The sequence below is a fragment of the Negativicutes bacterium genome (genome assembly GCA_021372785.1).
Taxonomy (GTDB): Bacteria; Bacillota; JAAYKD01; order JAAYKD01; family JAAYKD01; genus JAJFTT01.
On record JAJFTT010000060.1, the window covers coordinates 1 to 17743 of the forward strand.

12 protein-coding genes are annotated in these 17743 nt (G+C 50.8%); all 12 read right to left on the reverse strand.

Going from position 1 to position 17743, the window contains the following annotated elements; genetic code table 11:
* Positions 1-291: 291 nt before the first annotated feature.
* On the reverse strand, positions 292-2022 hold the full coding sequence (locus LLG09_07625; protein ID MCE5196978.1) for an S-layer homology domain-containing protein: 1731 nt from the start codon (positions 2020-2022) through the stop codon (positions 292-294).
* A 176-nt stretch (positions 2023-2198) separates the two neighbouring features.
* A complete protein-coding gene (locus LLG09_07630; GenBank protein MCE5196979.1) occupies positions 2199-3884 on the reverse strand; it encodes a peptide ABC transporter substrate-binding protein in 1686 nt (561 codons plus the stop codon).
* Between the two features lie 191 nt (positions 3885-4075).
* A complete protein-coding gene (locus LLG09_07635; GenBank protein MCE5196980.1) occupies positions 4076-6124 on the reverse strand; it encodes a S9 family peptidase in 2049 nt (682 codons plus the stop codon).
* Positions 6125-6295: 171 nt separating this feature from the next.
* Positions 6296-7693, reverse strand: a complete 1398-nt coding sequence (locus LLG09_07640) for a Sapep family Mn(2+)-dependent dipeptidase (GenBank protein MCE5196981.1) — start codon at positions 7691-7693, stop codon at positions 6296-6298.
* A gap of 109 nt (positions 7694-7802) precedes the next feature.
* Positions 7803-8285, reverse strand: coding sequence for a 23S rRNA (pseudouridine(1915)-N(3))-methyltransferase RlmH (rlmH, locus tag LLG09_07645; GenBank protein ID MCE5196982.1), 483 nt, complete (start codon positions 8283-8285; stop codon positions 7803-7805).
* A 91-nt stretch (positions 8286-8376) separates the two neighbouring features.
* On the reverse strand, positions 8377-9138 hold the full coding sequence (locus LLG09_07650; protein ID MCE5196983.1) for an MBL fold metallo-hydrolase: 762 nt from the start codon (positions 9136-9138) through the stop codon (positions 8377-8379).
* A gap of 74 nt (positions 9139-9212) precedes the next feature.
* Positions 9213-10481: a UDP-N-acetylglucosamine 1-carboxyvinyltransferase gene (gene murA, locus LLG09_07655; protein ID MCE5196984.1), complete on the reverse strand. Its 1269-nt coding sequence runs from the start codon at positions 10479-10481 to the stop codon at positions 9213-9215.
* A 78-nt stretch (positions 10482-10559) separates the two neighbouring features.
* The gene (locus LLG09_07660) at positions 10560-11474 is read right to left on the reverse strand and encodes a hypothetical protein (protein ID MCE5196985.1); all 915 of its coding nucleotides are present in this window, start codon (positions 11472-11474) and stop codon (positions 10560-10562) included.
* Positions 11475-11514: 40 nt separating this feature from the next.
* Complete coding sequence (locus LLG09_07665) at positions 11515-12909, reverse strand: hypothetical protein (protein MCE5196986.1); 1395 nt, start codon at positions 12907-12909, stop codon at positions 11515-11517.
* A gap of 3 nt (positions 12910-12912) precedes the next feature.
* The gene (locus LLG09_07670; GenBank protein MCE5196987.1) at positions 12913-14859 is read right to left on the reverse strand and encodes a cell wall metabolism sensor histidine kinase WalK; all 1947 of its coding nucleotides are present in this window, start codon (positions 14857-14859) and stop codon (positions 12913-12915) included.
* A gap of 24 nt (positions 14860-14883) precedes the next feature.
* A complete protein-coding gene (locus tag LLG09_07675) occupies positions 14884-15603 on the reverse strand; it encodes a response regulator transcription factor (protein ID MCE5196988.1) in 720 nt (239 codons plus the stop codon).
* A gap of 160 nt (positions 15604-15763) precedes the next feature.
* A complete protein-coding gene (locus LLG09_07680; GenBank protein MCE5196989.1) occupies positions 15764-17161 on the reverse strand; it encodes a peptidoglycan DD-metalloendopeptidase family protein in 1398 nt (465 codons plus the stop codon).
* Between the last annotated feature and the right edge of the window lie 582 nt (positions 17162-17743).

Below are 17743 nucleotides of genomic sequence, written 5' to 3' on the forward strand. Positions count from 1 at the left end.
AACGTTTAAACACATGGCACGGGGTTACGCGGAATGGTCAAGACCATTCCCTACCCTTACACAATGTTCCGCATTGATTCGCATCGGTTTATTGTAAACGCCAAAATACGTTGGGCAATACGATTAAACACGTTGAACGGGGTTACGCGGAATGGTCAAGACCATTCCCTACCTTTACACAATGTTCATAATAAATCTGTAATGGTATTTATCAAACGTGAAAACACAGGGCAAAACGGTCAAGCGCATTGATTCGCATCGGTTTATTGGAAACGCCAAAATACCGTATCTTTATTTTACCAATAAAACATCCACCCGGTAGAGCAAAGACATCAGTTCTGCCCGGGTCAAAGCCCGATCCGGCTGCATGGTGCCGTCCGGATATCCCTGCAACAAACCGGCTGCTACGGCTCTGGCCAGGTCATTATAAGCCCAATGGTTACCAGACAGATCAGAGAACCTGCTCAAGACGCTGGTGTCAACCTTGCCGCTGCCGTCATCCAGGAAACAGCGGTCGATAATTGCGGCAAATTGAGCCCGGGTGATGGAGTCATAAGTACCGAAGATGTAGGGCGCCTCGGTAGTCATACCATACATCATATTATAGTAGACTAAGGTCTGTATATCGGTGTAAGCCCAGTAACTGGCGGGCAGATCAATAAAGTCCGTCACTGCCGTCTTATCCGCCAGCGTTAAGCCAAGCATGCGTTTGATCGTGGCGGAAGCTTCCGCCCTGGTAATTTCCTGCTCGGGATAAAAACGGCTGCTCTTGGTCCAGGAAAGCCAACCGCGGTTTGCCCCGTAAAGGATATCTTCTTTTGCCCAGTAACCGCTGTATAAATCAGTGAAGTTGCGGTTCAGCAGAGTCGGTTCTTTGACTGCCCCGCTGCCGCCCAGAGCGGGCCAAAATGCCGGGTCTTCCTGACCCACCGCCCAGGCCGCATAACCGGCCAGGTGGTATCTTTGCATGAGTTTCATTTTGCTGGCATAGGATTGCAAGCTCTCATGATAAATTGAATAATGACCGGGATCCAATTTCAGGCTCCAAACGAGAGAAACTTGTTTGCCGGCCGCTACTTGAAAGGAAGTCACGTCGCTTTTGGTAATCGGGTCGATGCGGTGGACGACATTGCTGATCCCGTCCGCCAAAATGCGCTTGATTTGCAGATGACCCAAGGCAACTCCATCGCTGCCGCTTAAACGCTCCTGTGTTTCCGTCGGCGCTGTGCCGGCGGTCAGCGGACCGTCATACCAGATCCTACCGTAGAAGGGAATCCCCATCAGGAGTTTGTTCGCCGGCACGCCCCGCTGCAACAAGTTTTCGATACAAATCGTCACGGCGTCTTCGCCGGATACCGCTGCGCCCAAAGAGTTCGCCTGGCGGCTGTAGAGCATTAAGTCGTAGGACATCAGCACGATATTGTCACAGATTTTGGCCAGTGCTGCCATGTCATAGCTGCCATGCCAGCCGCCCGCCCAGTGATACGGGTTCGCTACAACGGAGATGCTGAGGTGTTTATCCGGCAATTTTGCCCGCAGCAAGCGCATAAAATCGGTCTGCAGATCCTTTTCATCCGGGCCGACATTTTCAATATCATAATTGATGCCGTCCAAATTGTATTCCTGAACCGCCGCGGCAATCTCAGCGGTCAGTTGCTCGCGGTTTGCCAGGGCGATACAGCCCAGTTGATAATTAAAGCTATTGGCCAAATAAGGAACCACTTTGATACCGCGCGCGTGAAATTGATCGACGATATCTCTGTCGGCTGCCTCATAAACTACCAGACGGCCGTTCCAGTCCAAACCAAACCAATCCGGAGAGACATAATTGAGGGCGCCATTTGCCGCATCCACTTCTGCTACCGGATCGGTGACATTATAAAGGAATCCCAGACGCACCGTATCATTGCCAAAGCTGATCGTATCGTCTGCCTGCGCCACCGGCAAAACATTGACCGCCAGGAGGACAACCAGAGTGGACCAGATCAGAGAACGAGACAACTTTCCAGAAAATCGAATCAACCTATCCCCTTCTTTCTAAAGCTGAGCGGCGTTAGCCCTATTGTGACAGAAAAGCCGGCAATGTCAAATTACATTTAAATTGCAGGGTTACTTTCTTAGACTCTCTCCTGCGGCGAATTGTTCCCACTAAAGAAAAGCGGTCACGGAATTTGTGACCGCTCCGGGGCGAGCCTGCGCTATTCCCGGCCGGAAGTGTAAACATATTTCAACCCCGAATTGGAAAAACACAGGCTGGCATAACCATAAACATAGCCTTTATAAAATTGATTGACACGGGAAACCAGCAGAGGAGAAACGACACACTCATTTTTCAGTAAAATGGTTTCCGCCTGTTTATATTGCTCCAATCGGATCGATTCCTTCATTTCTACCGCGGCATTGCGCAGCAATCGATCAAATTCCGCGTTGGACCAGCCGGTTTTAATGGCATTTACCTCGGAAGCAAACAGACCGAGCATATCGTAAGGCTCATTATAAAAGGCGCTCCAGGCCATCAGACCAACCTGATAATTACCTTTTTCTATTTTACTTTGAAAGACTTCCCATTCGCTGTAACTGATTTTAAGAAAGATTCCCAGAGTCTCCTGACAGGTCTGCTGTAAATAGCTGCCCAGCGCATGATACCAATCGGAGGTTCCCGGCAAGGAGAATGTCACGTTTAAGGCGGCCGGATCGTCAGTCAAACCCAGTTCCTGCATGCCGCTGATCAGCAGGTCTTTTGCGCTCAGCTTCTCTTCGGTCAGTTCATTTTGTAGTTTCTGGATCATGTTGCCTGCTGCCTGGCGATAATTTGTGGTGCCAACTGAGATACCCGGCACAACCCAGCCGGTGGCGGCTTCCCGCAGTCCGGCGAAACACATTTCATTGAATTCGTCCCGATCGATCGCCAGCGTAAAGGCTTTGCGAATCTTGAGATTGGAGAACACGGCATCCTCCGTATTGAAGAAAGCGTAGGTTAAGGCGGCGGCAGGATAGGAGTTGTGTTTACTCTCTGCCTGGAGTGAGAATCGTTCCATCTGCTCGCGCTGATCTGTCAGAATCAGATCCAATTCCCCGTTTGTATAAGCCTGCTCCACCGCACTTGCTTCCGGCAAAATCGCATAATTTACTTTGTTCAAAGACACTTTGGCCGCATCCCAATAATGCTCGTTCTTCACCAACACCAGAGAACTGCCATGCGTCCAGCTTTCAATTTGAAAAGGACCGTTGCTGCATGTAAATTGCGCTTCGGTTCCATATTTTTCCGCAAATTCCGTAATTTTGTCCTGCCGCTGCGGATAGTAGACAGCCGTATCCAGAATGCTTAAAAAAGAGGGCATTGGCGCGCCGAGGGTAATCACCAGCGTTTTTTCATCGACCGCTTCCACTCCCAGCGCACCGGCAGGCAGCTTTCCTTCGCTGATTGCCGTATAGTTCAGAAGCGGGCTGAGAAAGGACCGGTTGGGTGATGCTGTCGCCGGATCGACGCTTCTTTGCAAAGAATAAACATAATCCCCTGCCGTGACAGCGACACCGTCCTGCCATTTGTTATCTTTCAGATGGAAGGTCCAGACGCTGCCGTCCTGATTCGATTCCAGGGCGGCCGCATCCCCCGATGCGATGATGTATTTGCCGTTCTGATCTTCCAGCCGTACCAATGCTTCCATGGTATTGTTCAGGATGGTTTTAGCGGCCGCATCAGACCATTTGCTGATATCCAGCGTCTGCGGATCAGCAGACAGGTAGGTATTCAAATATTGCCCGGCATCTTTGGCAGCCGCCGGGTCTTCTTTTACCGCAGCGGCCGGATACGGCAGGCTGCCGCAGGCTGTCAGAACAAGGCAGAGCAGCAGGGTCAGAATAAAAGCCAGCTTTTTTTGCATAACAATCGCCCTTTTCTGTCAATCGATGCCAGAGAGATGTCCGGATCAGCGCAATGCACCCGCTCTAAAAATCGAACTGAACGGATTTGCTTTGTTCCTATTATAGCGAAAGCAAAGCAAAATAGCAATCAAAGAACAGAGCTGCTTCCTTCCGGAAGCAGCTCCCTGCCAGACCATCCTGCAATTTATAATTATTGCTGAATGGGTTGCTTGTCGATATGTTCGTTAAACCAGTTTACCATATGATTGAGACGGTCAATCCGCAGTGTCGGTTTGCCGTTACGGGAAAGATCATGGTTGGCGCCGTCGAAGCGGCATAAGCGGACCTCCCGGCCCAGTTTTTTCAATTGCGCAAAGAACTGCTCGGCTTGTTCCATTGGGCAGCGGTAATCCTGTTCGCTGTGCAGCATCAAAAGGGGAGTATGCACATTTTCCACATATTTCAACGGGCTGAAATCCCATAATTCGTTGACACCGCCAAAGGGAGATACGCCCAGTTCATTTTCGGTAAAGGTATAGCCGATATCAGAACAACCGAAGAAACTCATCCAGTTGGTGATCGAACGTTGGGTCACAGCCGCTTTAAAACGATTGGTATGTCCGACGATCCAGTTGGTCATGAAGCCGCCGTAAGATCCGCCGGTTACAGCCAACCGCTCCGCATCCAGCCAGCTCCATTTGGCCAAAGCCACGTCCACACCGGTCATCAGGTCTTCATAGTCTTTGCGTCCATAATTGTTGATGCAGGCATAGACAAATTCCTGGCTGTAGCCATGAGAACCGCGCGGGTTGACATAGAGCACGGCGTAACCTTGCGCCGCCAAGACCTGGAATTCATGGAAAAATCCGTAGCCGTACATGGTATGCGGGCCACCGTGAATTTCCAGGACCAACGGATATCGGTAACCTTCCTGCCAGCCAAGCGGTTTGATCAGCCAGCCCTGAATATCCCAGCCGTCTGTCGCCTTGTACCAGAATTCTTCCGGTTCCACAAGGGCAATTTCATCGGTAATCTGCTGATTGATCTGCGTCAGTTGTTTTTCTTCGCCGGTTTCCAGATTCAGGATGGAAACTTCGGTGATGTTCGGGGTGTCGCCCCAGCCAAGCGCCGCGAATTTCTGATCCGCACTGAGACTGTAGGCAAAAACCTGACGGTTGCCCCGGCTGACCTGATTGACTTTTTTCGTTTGGGCATCATAGAAATAAAGACTGGTCGCGCCATGGCAATGAGCCTGGAAATAAACGCCTTTGCCTTCGGGTACAAAGACAAATCCGGCTCCGCTGTTGCCCATCCGCATATCGCTGGCTCCGGTATCCCCCAGCGGCAGATCGAAATCTTCCGGCAATATTTTCTCCATCGGCTTGCTGCCATCGGCAGGAACGATATAAAGCTTGGTATGCGTCGCGCCCTGGAATTTTCTGTCGCTGCCGGCAAAAGCCACTTCACAGCCGCAGGGAGTCCAGACGGGATTGCCGTAAGAACCATCGCCATGCGTCAGAGCGGTCGGTTCGCCGCCCTCAGCGGCAACAACGAAGATATCATTTTTCCAATTTTCCAAATCCGCATGTTCGGAATGGTTGGAAGCAAAGGCAATTTTGCTGCCATCGGGAGACCAGGCAATCCCGCTATTGTTATAGTTCCCCCTGGTGATTCGAAGCGGTTTGCTGTCATCTTTCAGATCGATGACCCAAATATGAGCGAATTTATCGGTGTCCAGGAAACCCATGCCGTTCATTTTATAATGGATGCTGTCTATCACGCGGGCTTTGTCTTTGAATTGGTCTGCTTTGGCTTCTTTTTCTTTTTTTGTCAGCGCGGTAAACATGATGTCATCGGTATCGTTTTTGTCCATGCGAGCGATAAAAGCAATTTTGCTGCCATCGGGTGACCAAACAGGATTGGAAGCGCCGTAACGCATATGAGTTAGTTGCCGGGCTTCGCCGCCGCCGTTCTTCAATACCCAAATCTGGTTATCGCCGTTGCGGTTGGCAACAAAAGCCAGACTGCCGCCGCAGGGAGACCAGCGCGGAAAGGAATCGCTTTTGCCGTTGGTGAACGGTTCCGGCTTGCCGCAGCCGCAGCCGGATACCTGCCACAAATTGGACTGGTAGGTTTTGGTTTCGGCATCAATGGTCGTTTCAACATAAATGATTTCTTTGCCATCCGGCGAAATCTGCGGATCTCCGGCCCATTTGATGTTTAAGAGATCCTCTGCTTTGATGGGGCGTTTGTCAGCCATGCTTTAAAACCTCCTGTTAATCGTTCTAGTCAAATGAAAGAAACAAAGTAATATTTCGTTTTTGCCAGACAATCTCCTTCTGCCGCCAAAAAATGTTTTCGTAGGCGAAAAATAAATCAGCGGCAAAAGAAAGAGCAACCGGCTGCCGGACGGCAAGGTTGCTCAGTAGATTTAAAGAGAAAGCAGTTTGATCAGGGCATGCGCGATGATTTCGGTTGCCTTCAGCATCTTTTCGATTTGCAGACACTCATCCGTATTGTGAATGCGATTATCATCGCCGGCAAACTCCGCGCCGAAGGCTACACAATGATCAAATCCTTTGGCATACGTGCCGCCGCCCATGGTGCCGGGCTGATTGACCGTATCACCGGTGACCTCGACATAAACTTCGGACAGCACCCGCACCAGATCGCTGTTGGGATCAACAAACAAGGGTTTGCCAATGCGAACGCCGCTTAAAACGGCGCCGGACGCAGTCAAATGCTCAGCAATGACAGCCGCATGAGGAGCAAAGTCCAAAATGGTCACCGGATAACGAATGTCGATGCTGGCTGTCACAGTATCGTCCTGCGTGGAAATCAAGCCAACATTGAAGGTCAGGCGGCCGTATTGATCGCTGAGATCGACACCGCATTTTTCACCGTTGAAACCCAGACCGATACAGGCATTGTAGGCTTGCACAAAAGGAATTTCTTCCGTCACTTCCGCCAAAAACGCCATCATATGCGAAATGGAATTGACGCCAAGCTGCGGCGTCGAAGCATGCGCCGCCTTGCCGACCAGGCGCAGGGTGGTTATTCCCTCAGCACTGTGGCTGACCTGGCCGCCCAGATCATTGCGGCTCAGATAAGCCTTAAATTTCTCTGCCACCGTTTCGCTTTGTTTACCGCAGTCCAGCAGCGCGTCCACCGCAGGGCAGACCACGTTGGCGGCAGTTCCGCCTTGGACAGAGAGCAGTTTTACTTCGCCTTTGCCCAGTTTGCCGGCGCTGAAATTGGCACGATAGCTGCCTTTTTCACCAAAAGTAACCGGGAACGCCGCATCCGGCGTGAAACCGTAATCAAAACCGCCTTCCACTTCACGGTAATGTTTCACACACTGCATGCCGGATTCTTCATTGGCGCCCATAATCACCCGCACGTTTTTGTGGATGGGAATCCCCAATTCCCGCACGATCTTCATGGCATACAGACTCATTACGCAGGGCCCTTTATTGTCGCTGACGCCGCGCCCATAAATAAAACCGTTTTCCCGGTCGCCGCCCAAGGGATTTTTGGTCCAGCCTTCGCCGAGCGGCACGATGTCGACATGGGCCAGAATACCGATTTTTTGTTCGCCTTCACCCATTTGAGCATAAGTACAGTAATTATCCAGATTGACCGCAGTAAAACCAAGGGCTTCGGCAATTTCCTTTGACTTGGCCAGCGCAGCAGCCGGACCTGCACCGAACGGCTTCCCTTCGACAGCCGCTGTCTTGACGCTGTCAATTGCTACCAGCGAGAAGATATCACGAATCATATCTTCCTGGTAAGCGCGCACTTTTTCCTGGATCGCTTTGTTCAGCTCCATCTAAAAAACACCTCCATCTATTTCATCCCAGAATCAATCGTCTTATTATAACGCAGGAAAGCAGGCTTGTCTATGCGGCGGCGGAATTCCTTACTGTTTTTGCGCCCTCTTATTTATGATACGGCAGATTGTGCTGAATCGAAAATGCGCGATAAAGCTGTTCTGTCAGAATCAGGCGGCAGAGCTGATGCGGAAAAGTCAGCTCAGACAAACGCCACTCGAGTTGGGCCGCCTGCAAAACATTGTTGCCTAAACCAAGAGAACCGCCAATCAGAAAGTTGACGGTGGAAAATCCTTCGGCACCCAGGCGCTGCAGAAGCCCGGCTAACTGCGGTGAACTATAAGGTTTGCCTTGCAAGCTGAGCGCAATGCTATACTCCCCGGCGGAGATGCGGCGCAGAATGCGCTCTCCTTCTTTTGCACGAACCCGGTCTGCTTCTTTGGCTGAAAGTGTTTCCGGCGCTTTCTCTTCCTCCAGCTCAATCATCTGCAGCCTGGCCATGGGGGTTAACCGCTTTTGATATTCGGCCAGACCTTGCCGCAGCCAGGCATCCTTGATTTTTCCGACAGCAATGATGCGTAAGGTCTGCATGTTGAATTTCCTCCTGCCGCTGCGGCGGCTGAAAAAAGGTTGTCCCACAAATCGGGCAACAACCTTCCGCTTTGCTTGAAATCATTGCCGCTTAAGGCGAGGCTGCCACAATGCGCAGCTGCTGCAGATCGGTATCGCTCCTGGTCAGCATTTCTCGTACCGTTCTGACTGCCAGCGCCGGCCGGTTGTTGGTTTGGCTCAGATGCGCCAAAACCAAGTCTTGCGTGCGGGAGGTTAAATTCTGTGCCAAAATTTCAGCGGTCTGCAGATTGGAGAGATGACCTTGCCGTCCGGCTACCCGTTGTTTCAAATACCAGGGATACGGTCCGTTTTTCAGCATTTCCGAGTCGTGATTCGCTTCTAAAACCACATGGTCCGCTATTTTGATGGCTTCCGGCAGCCAGGAGGACGCCACACCCAAATCGGTGACAAATAAAAGGCAATCACCGTTTTTACCGTAAACCAGATAACCCACCGATTCGATCCCATCGTGAGAAGTCGGCAGGCTTTGCAGCGTCAGGTCTCCGATGCTGATCAGATCCTGCGTTGCCAGCTGCCGAAAAGGGTGCTGCTCTGCCTGGGGAATCTGCCGGCAAACCGCTTGCCAGGTAGCCGTGTTGCTGACCAGAGGCAGCGTTTTGGGAAATGTCACGGCCGACAAAGCGTGAATATGATCACTGTGTTCATGGGTTATAAAACAGGCGCTCAGATCCGCCAAATCCAGGCCAAACGGCTGCAGCCGTTTGGTCATGATCCGCGGTCCAATACCGGCATCGATCAGGATCGCGGTCGTATTTTCTACAACCAGACAGGCATTGCCCGTGCTACCGGATGCCAGGGGATAAAAAATCATGGCGATACCTCCCGAATCGATCATGGCGTTCATTGGCTTTGCTATGGCGGGCTTCTTGCAGCGGAACACCGCGTTTACGGTTCGCCAGGAATTTCCAGCCGGCGGATGCTCGCTCCGATGGTTTGCAGCCGTTCGGCGATACGGTCATAGCCGCGGTCTATATGTTCGACGCCGGCAATCACCGTTGTCCCTTCCGCCGCCAATCCGGCGATGATCAGGCAGGCGCCGGCACGCAGGTTCGCCGCCGTGACAGAACTGCCGCGATAGCGCCGGACTCCCTGCACAATCGCCGTCTGACCGTCCACCTTGATATTGGCTCCCATTTGGTTCAATTCTTCCGCATGACCGAAGCGGGATTCGTAAATGGTTTCATGGAAAATACTGCTGCCCTCGGCCATACCAAAAAAAGCCATCGCCGGGGCCTGTAAATCCGTGGGAAAACCGGGATGCGGCAGCGTTTTGATATTGACCGCCCTGGGACGTCCGGTCGCTTTGACCCGAATGCTGTCCAGAGTCGGCGTCACCTCCATGCCGGATTCCCGCAGTTTGGCGGTGACGGCCTCCAGATGCTCCGGTATGACATTGGTCAGCGTGACATCGCCGCCGCTGGCCGCCGCGGCCAGCATAAAAGTGCCCGCTTCAATGCGGTCGGGAATACAGCTGTAGGTACAGCTGCCAAAATAGCGCACGCCGGTAACCCGGATTGTTTCGGTGCCGGCTCCCTTGACTTTACCGCCCATGGCATTGATGAAATTGGCAACATCGATCACTTCCGGTTCCAGCGCGGCATTCTCCATGATTGTCGTACCGTCCGCCATGGAAGCCGCCAGCATCACATTGATGGTGGCGCCTACGGTGGACATGTCGAAGAAAATATGCCCGCCGCTCAAATGCGGCGAACTCAATTTGACTTGCCCGTCTTCCAAAAGGCAGGTGGCGTTCAGCGCCTGAAAACCTTTGAGGTGCTGATCGATCGGCCGGGAGCCGATTTGGCAGCCCCCCGGCAAAGCAACGTTGACTTTGCCTTTTTTAGCCAGGAGAGAACCTAAAAAATAATAAGAAGCCCTTAATTTTACCGCCAAATTCTCAGGGGTCTGCCCGGAAAGGTGTTCCCCGGCAGCGATTCGCCATTCGTATTGTCCCAAACGCGTTACTTTCATCCCGATGGCTTTTAAAATCTCCAACATCACATTCACATCACTGATTTCCGGTAAATTGTCCAGAACCACTGCTTCATCGGTGAGCGCCGAGGCCGCCAGCAAGGCAACGGCAGAATTTTTGGCGCCATTGATGCGTAGACAACCCTTTAACGGATTTCCGCCTTCTACAACAATTCTTTTCATCGAAAAGATCACTTCCGTTTCTTTCATTCTAGATAGACTGCCTGAATTGCAGCGATTCGGCCAAACCGTACGCTCGCTTTAGCGATAAAACAAGCGCTGGGCGGTAAAGGCATCAAAATAGATTTCCCGATTATCCTGCAATAAGACGCGCCAGACCGGCTGCGCCGCCCCGCTTTCTGCGGAAGAGAAAAAACTGAAATAACCAAATTCGATTTCTTTGATCACCAGCCAGTTTTCTCCTGCCGCCAAAGCCTGATCCCGCAGGTTCCGGATGTACTCATCCTCCGGTAACCGCAGAAGAATATCGGCCGCCGTGGCCGTCCATTGCGCAGGAGAAGTTTCTCCGGTAATCCGGTAAGGATTTAACGTAAAACTTGCGACCCGGCTGCCGACAACCGTCATTTCCAGACTGACGTCATAAAGCGCATAGCCTTCATAACTTCGGCACCAGATAATCTTCTGGCTGCTGCCAAGCTCATTCGCCGCTTTTTGCGTCTGCAGGCGGTAACCGGAGATGTTATAGCCGAGACGCTCATGCAAGAAATTCTTTGCCACCGAACAGGCGAATTCATAAGAGATCAGAGGGGTATTTGCTTCGATCACCGCCATGCCGTTGGTATAGGTCAATAACCCGCAGGCGCTCAGCACCGCCTGCTCCTGCCCTGCCGTAACCGTGTAATAGACCAACCCGTTTGGTATCGTACAGGCTGTTGTCTGGCTATCCAGACCGGAGAATAAATTCGCTGTGTTTTGTTTCATCTCCGTGGCGGTGATCAAATTAAGGCTGCCGGTCTTGTGTACTTCATGGGGAATCGATTGTAACAAAGTGATTTTCTCCTGCAGCAATTGATCGCGAATCGCAGCCAGAGCCGCGTCGTCCCCCATCGTTGCTTCCATCACACGGTAAGGACGCAAATAGTTGAAATAGCCCAAAACGACATTCAGCAGAATGAAAATAATAATCAGCACTGATTTTGCACGTGACCAATTCACACTTTTTCCCTCCCCGCCGGCAATTCTGTGTCTGTTTTGCTCAGCGCTGCTCCACTGCTGCCTGCATACCGGCATATTCACCGTTAATCATATTGTAGAATACTTTACAGCCGTTATAAAATTCAATGATCCAGACGGTCTCCACACTGTCCTGCTGCTCATTGACGAGATAACCCTCATATACATCCCGCAAAGGCATGTCTTCGAACGCCAGGCTGCCAAACAGCTGAGACCATTGCCACCACAGACGCCATAAAGCGTTGCTGCCGCTGATCGCCAGATACTGGCGCTGCGAAGCACCCAGAATCGGTTCGGAAAGCTGCATCGAACTCACTTCGCTCCCCTTGCTTTCCACGCTCAGACTGCCGCCGACAACCCCTTCCCTGACGGTACAATAAATCGGTTTTCCGTTGCTGATCAACGTATAATAGGAGGTGCAGCGGTCGCCGGTTACTTCCATACCATCATAGAGATATTCGGAGGTATGCGGCCAGAGCTGCAGTAGATTCAACATCGCAACAACTGCCCTCAGCGGACTTTGCTCTGTTGCAGCGGCGCTCACGCTTTGCTGCAGCTGCAGTTCCACATAGCCGTTTGTATACTCCGGCAGTTTCATCGTGCGCTGACCGTCGTAGTAAGTCACCGTATCGCTGCTGTCGGTATAGGTGCGAACCATGGCTGTGTCCTCAAAAAAACGGCCGGCCAGGACATCCAGCTCCGGCAACGCCATTGGCGTCACTTCGCGGGCGGCCGCGTATAAATTCGTGCGATAACCGTAAATCGGGTTGACGCTGCGAAAACCGTAACTTTCCAGAGGGATGGGCTGAATGGCGTAATAGACGCTTTCCTGCGTGACTTCCAATAAAGTATAAAGCACGGACGCACTGCAGACAAGCGGCATCGCATAATAAACCTGAGCTTCCGCATCTTCCAGCAAAACCGTGTTGTCCAGCGCGGCGGACACATAGATCCGGTTGATCACCGGCAGCGGCTCCCGGGCGTCCGCCTGCCAGCGGATCCCCAGACTGTCACAGAACAGATCCAGCGGTGTTGGGGCGGAGAGCATCAGGACTAAACTTGGCTGGTTTGTATTCCATTCTGCCGCACTGACCGTCCGTAATTGTGCGAAATTCAAGTTTGCCACCGTGCGAAAACTGCCATTCAGCACCGTACTCCAGATTGTTTGAAAATAAGCGGAGCTGCTGCGCAGCAATGCCGCTTCTCCGTTGGGTAAATGTGCGATGATACGCGGCGGGACGGCAAAGAAACTCAAATCCAGTTCTTCCGTTTGCTGCCCGCCTTTGGGCTCCGGCACCGCCTTCAAAGTACGGTAAATATCCTGGCTGTTATTCATCAGTGTGACAAACTGCCAAAGCGCCAGACAGACCAACAGGAGAAGCAGCGGTGTTTCAATACTCTTTATCAGTCTCTTCATGGCTTACAGCTCCACTCCGAAATTTTCCGGTTTCGGCAGCCAGATTCGGACGGTAGTACCTAGCCCATATTCACTTTCCAAAGTGATGTGACCGCCATGTCCATCCACGATTTGCCGGGCAATCGAAAGGCCTAGACCGTTGCCGCCTTTTTCCCGGGAACGCGCTTTGTCAACACGGTAAAAACGTTCAAAAATCCGATCCATCGATTCCTTGGGAATCCCGATGCCGGTATCCTGAACAGTGATCTCGTTCCCGTCATCCACCTCGCTCAAAGTCAGATAAATGCTGCCGCGAGCCGGCGTGTAAAGATTGGCATTGGCCAGAATGTTAATCAAAACTTGCTGAATTTTATCCTGCGCCGCATTGACCTTCGCTGCGCCGGTCGGTAAAACCAAAGAGAAATTCTGTTCCTTGGCCGCAAATTGCGGCGCCATCACTTCTGAAACGGCACGAATAATCTCTTTCAAATCCTGCACGAAATAGGGCTCGCGCTTGGAAATACTGTCAAGACGGGTCAAATACAATAAATCATTGACCAGACGTGTCATGCGATCGGTTTCGTTGATCACAACACTCAAAAAGCGCTGCGCCAGTTCCGGTTCCTGTAAAGCTCCGTCTTTTAAAGTCTCGACATAAGTACGTACCGTCGTTAAGGGAGTCCGCAGCTCATGGGAGACATTGGCCACAAAATCCCGGCGCATTTCTTCCAGTTTGTTTTCTTCTGTCATATCAAGCAGCACAATCACGACACCGGAACGTTCATTCGCTCTGGTGGAAAAGGGAGCGGCATGGGAACGCAGGATGACATCCTTGGCATCGGGCGTTTCCACTTTAATCTCTTTGGTTACCGTCTCTCCATTGGCCAAAGCCTGCCGCCAGGCAAAATGATACAATTCGGCCGGCAAGACGTCATCCAAAAGCTGACCGGCCAGATCCGTTGGCAAATGGAACATTTTACAGGCTGCCGGATTGATATGAATGATCTTGCCGGTATGGTCAATCGCGATCACACCTTCCGTCATAAAATTCAGCATGGCTTCCATCTTACTTTTCTCATCGGCGATTTCGGTCAGCGTATCCCGCAAACGCAGGGAAAGACCGTTGAAGGTGCGCCCTAATTCACCGACTTCATCTTCCGATTGAATCGCAATCTGGCTGTTAAAATCACCGGCAGCCATTTCTTTGGCTCTGGAATTCAGTACACGAATCGGTCCTGTGATCGTGCCGGCCATCACCGAAGCCATCATTCCGATCAGCAGCATGGAGCCGAAGGTCGCCATCACCACCATGGAACGCACATGCTGCAAATTACTGGTGATACTGCCGATCCCGCTTTCAACATAGATCATGCCCAATACCGCACTGGTTTCCGGATCGGTGACCGGAAAGGTAAGAATTTTGATATCCTGCCGGCTTTGATCCGGCTTCACATATTTCACATGCATCTCCCGGTTCGTGCCTTCCAGCAACGTTTGATTCAACAGGGAATAATCGACCGAGTTCAGGCAGTTGACGCCGACCGTTTTGGCTACCGGCTTTAAAGAGGTGTCCAGCACCGCCAGCTGAAAACTCTCTGCCTGTCCCTCCGTCTCCGTTGGAGCGGAAGCGCGCACCAAACTGCTGAGATTTGCCTGTAATTCTACCAGAACAACAGCCAGACTGTCTCGCTTGTTTTGCAATTGCTGCAAGGTAGGAAGATCATGATTTTCCTGCTGCTGCAGATCCTCTATCTGCCCGACCAGGGATTTAAAGCTCCGGTCCTGCAACAGAAATTCCCGGGCCGAGAATTGCAGGGGATAGGTCGCCTGCTCCATGGTCCGGGTATGCGTTTCATTATAAAAGCTCTCCAGGCTGATCCATAAGTACAAACCGATAAACATCATCGCCGCCATCATCAATAAAAGCATGATGACCACCATACGGCCCCGGATGGATTTTAACCAATTCATCGATTATTTCCTCTTCTGCTGTTTTTAGCTTACATTCGGGTTAAACAGATAACCGACACCGCGGCGGGTTTCGATATACCGCGGGGAAGAAGGGTCTACTTCCACCTTTTCTCTCAAACGGCGAATGGTCACATCCACGGTTCGTCCGTCACCGAAAAATTCAAAGCCCCAGACTTTTTGCAGCAATTCATCCCGGGAAAACACCCGACCCGGATTCTGGGCAAGAAATTTCAGCAATTCGAACTCTCGCAGGGTCAGATCCAATTTCTTATCATCCCGGCGCGCTTCGACCAAATCCAAATCAATCACCAAACCGCTGTATACCATCAGGTTCAAAGCGCTGGTTCCGTTTATTTGAGCGACTTCGTTCTTATCGAAACGCTTGCTGCGGCGCAGGAAAGCCTTAATGCGTGCCATCAACTCGCGAATGCTGAACGGTTTGGTCATATAATCATCCGCTCCGGCGTCCAAGCCATTGACTAAATCCACTTCATTGTCTTTGGCAGTCAGCATAATAATCGGAATCGTCAGTTCTTTTCGAAGTTTGCGGCAAACACTGATACCATCCAGTTTGGGGAGCATAATATCCAGTAAAATAAGATCCGGCTGATAAAGATACGCTTTTGCCACGGCTTCTTCGCCGTCAAATGCCACTTCAACCTGATAACCATCCTTCTCTAAATTATACTTGATGATTTCAGCAATGGGTCTTTCGTCTTCTACTACCAAAATCTTCTCTGACATCCATTCATCGCCTCCGCCTGAACTGTAAATATATTTATTCGTCAAAGCTGAATCAGTTCCCTTCTCCTGCCGTCCGCTCGATTTAAACCGGAGGCGGTATTGACGATCCCATCTTAAAAAAAACAGCCGGCAGTGTTTAAACTGCCGGCTGTTTGTCTTTTTACGGCAAGTACGGCCAGGGATTGACACGTACACCATTGACAAGGATTTCAAAGTGTAGGTGAGTACCGAAACTGTAGCCGGTGTTGCCTTCAATACCAATGGCATCGCCCTGACGAACCGATTGACCGTAAGAAACCAGGAAGGAACTTAAATGTCCGTAGCGGGTCATATAGCCATTATTGTGATTGATGGTGATGTAATTGCCTAAACCGAAATAATCATAGCCGATGTCGGTAACGACGCCGGAATCGGCCGCCACAATGGTGGCGTAATTGCCGGTGGAAATATCCATGCCGCGGTGATAGCCGTATTCATACCAGCCATAACCGGCGGTAACGGAACCCCATAAAGGCCAGATAAACGTTCCGGTACCCACACCATAGGGTATTTGCGTTCCTTTCAGCACAACCTGAGTCACAGGCTGACTGACAATTGTTTCACCCAAAGAAACTCTCGTCACTTCAATTCCATTCTGACGCGTAATCGCATATTCCGCAACTTTTAAGCCGTAGGATCCTGCTGTCAGCACCTGGCTTTCCGTGACATACATCGCATCGGAATAACGGGTCTCCGTAGTGTAGGGAAGACTGATCTCCTCACGCACGGTTTCATTGGTCACAACGCCAACCATTGGCTCCGCCTGGTTGATGACCAACTGGTCGCCCGGCTTCAGGGTGGCGGCATTGGGATTATTCGCTAAAAGCTCGTCTACCGAAACAGACTGTGCCATCGCGATATCCCAAATAGTATCACCGCTGTTGACGGTCACAACTTCACTGCGAATCGAACCGGAAACCAGTAAATTTGTCGCTTCGTTGACGGTTTTTACCTCCGCAAGATCGACTGTTTCACGGTGAACGGTAACGGTATCGGAAAACTGCGCTTGCAGCGTTTCCACTTCGCCCGAACCCGAGGTATAATAAAGACGTACATTATCCAGGACCTGATTGACATCCGCAGCACTGGCAAGGGCAATTTTTGCTCTGTCTTCTACAAAAATAACGGAAGCCAGCGCTTTGATCGTCATTTTTTGGCTCAAAGCTGCTTTCAGCTCATTGTTTGTGCTGAAACTTTCTCTTTGCATCACCGGATAATAGCTGACAGCCGGATCCGCGACTAAAGAGTAACTCGAGCTGATCCCGCTTTCCGCAAGAACTTCACTGACTAATTTTTGACCGATTTCCGGCGATTGAACCGTGCCAATCACTTCCTGACCGATCATTACCTGATAAGCTGTGCGTGGTATCGCCGCCCCAATCAGGATGACCATAGTCAGCAGCACAGCCATCATCGTTTTGCCGATTCTGCTCCTGCGAACTGCCAGGGTGTTGCTTACCTTTTGCCAAGCCAGCTTACTCTCATTCCAAACCGGAAGTACGATCCTGCTTCTTTCCATTCTCAAATCCGAAATCAAAAGCTCGGGTGAGAGAAGCAGAAACAGCCTGCGCCTGAGTTGACGCAGCCCTTCTCTTAAAAATGTGAGATTCATCCTCAACAGGAGCCGCCTCCTTTTCTGCTCAACATCATACGAGTTCACTCAAGATCGCTGGTCAAAATACTGCTATATTGTAACCTGACTGTAATAAAAAATCAAGTCTCTTGCCTGTCAAATCAGTCCCGGCACATACCATTTATTTCCATACGATTCGGCCGCTGCTTTGCCGTTCAAATAAAGTGAAGCCGGACAGAAGAATGATTTTCTCGATGATTTTAAAAATAAGATGCGGTGAATTAAATGATTTCAACTGTAATTTTATTCGCAAGTAATCCGCCTACCTATTTCTATACAATGTCAGAATCTGTAACATTTAGTTATATCTGTAACTTTGCGTATTGAACGCAGAAACGGGCGGAAAATTAACTCCGGGTTTTATAGACTTCGCTCACGAAGCTGGTGGTTATCATTGTTTTTCGTGCAATTTAGCCGGAGATGCAATTAAAACCATAAAAATTAAGCTATATATTGTTTTATGAATTT

Bases quoted from the DNA above. Each gene is read 5' to 3' on its own strand.
- LLG09_07630 (MCE5196979.1), bottom strand. From the start codon at position 3,884: ATGCAAAAAAAGCTGGCTTTTATTCTGACCCTGCTGCTCTGCCTTGTT.
- LLG09_07635 (MCE5196980.1), bottom strand. From the start codon at position 6,124: ATGGCTGACAAACGCCCCATCAAAGCAGAGGATCTCTTAAACATCAAA.
- LLG09_07640 (MCE5196981.1), bottom strand. From the start codon at position 7,693: ATGGAGCTGAACAAAGCGATCCAGGAAAAAGTGCGCGCTTACCAGGAA.
- rlmH (MCE5196982.1), bottom strand. From the start codon at position 8,285: ATGCAGACCTTACGCATCATTGCTGTCGGAAAAATCAAGGATGCCTGG.
- LLG09_07650 (MCE5196983.1), bottom strand. From the start codon at position 9,138: ATGATTTTTTATCCCCTGGCATCCGGTAGCACGGGCAATGCCTGTCTG.
- murA (MCE5196984.1), bottom strand. From the start codon at position 10,481: ATGAAAAGAATTGTTGTAGAAGGCGGAAATCCGTTAAAGGGTTGTCTA.
- LLG09_07665 (MCE5196986.1), bottom strand. From the start codon at position 12,909: ATGAAGAGACTGATAAAGAGTATTGAAACACCGCTGCTTCTCCTGTTG.
- LLG09_07670 (MCE5196987.1), bottom strand. From the start codon at position 14,859: ATGAATTGGTTAAAATCCATCCGGGGCCGTATGGTGGTCATCATGCTT.
- LLG09_07675 (MCE5196988.1), bottom strand. From the start codon at position 15,603: ATGTCAGAGAAGATTTTGGTAGTAGAAGACGAAAGACCCATTGCTGAA.
- LLG09_07680 (MCE5196989.1), bottom strand. From the start codon at position 17,161: ATGGAAAGAAGCAGGATCGTACTTCCGGTTTGGAATGAGAGTAAGCTG.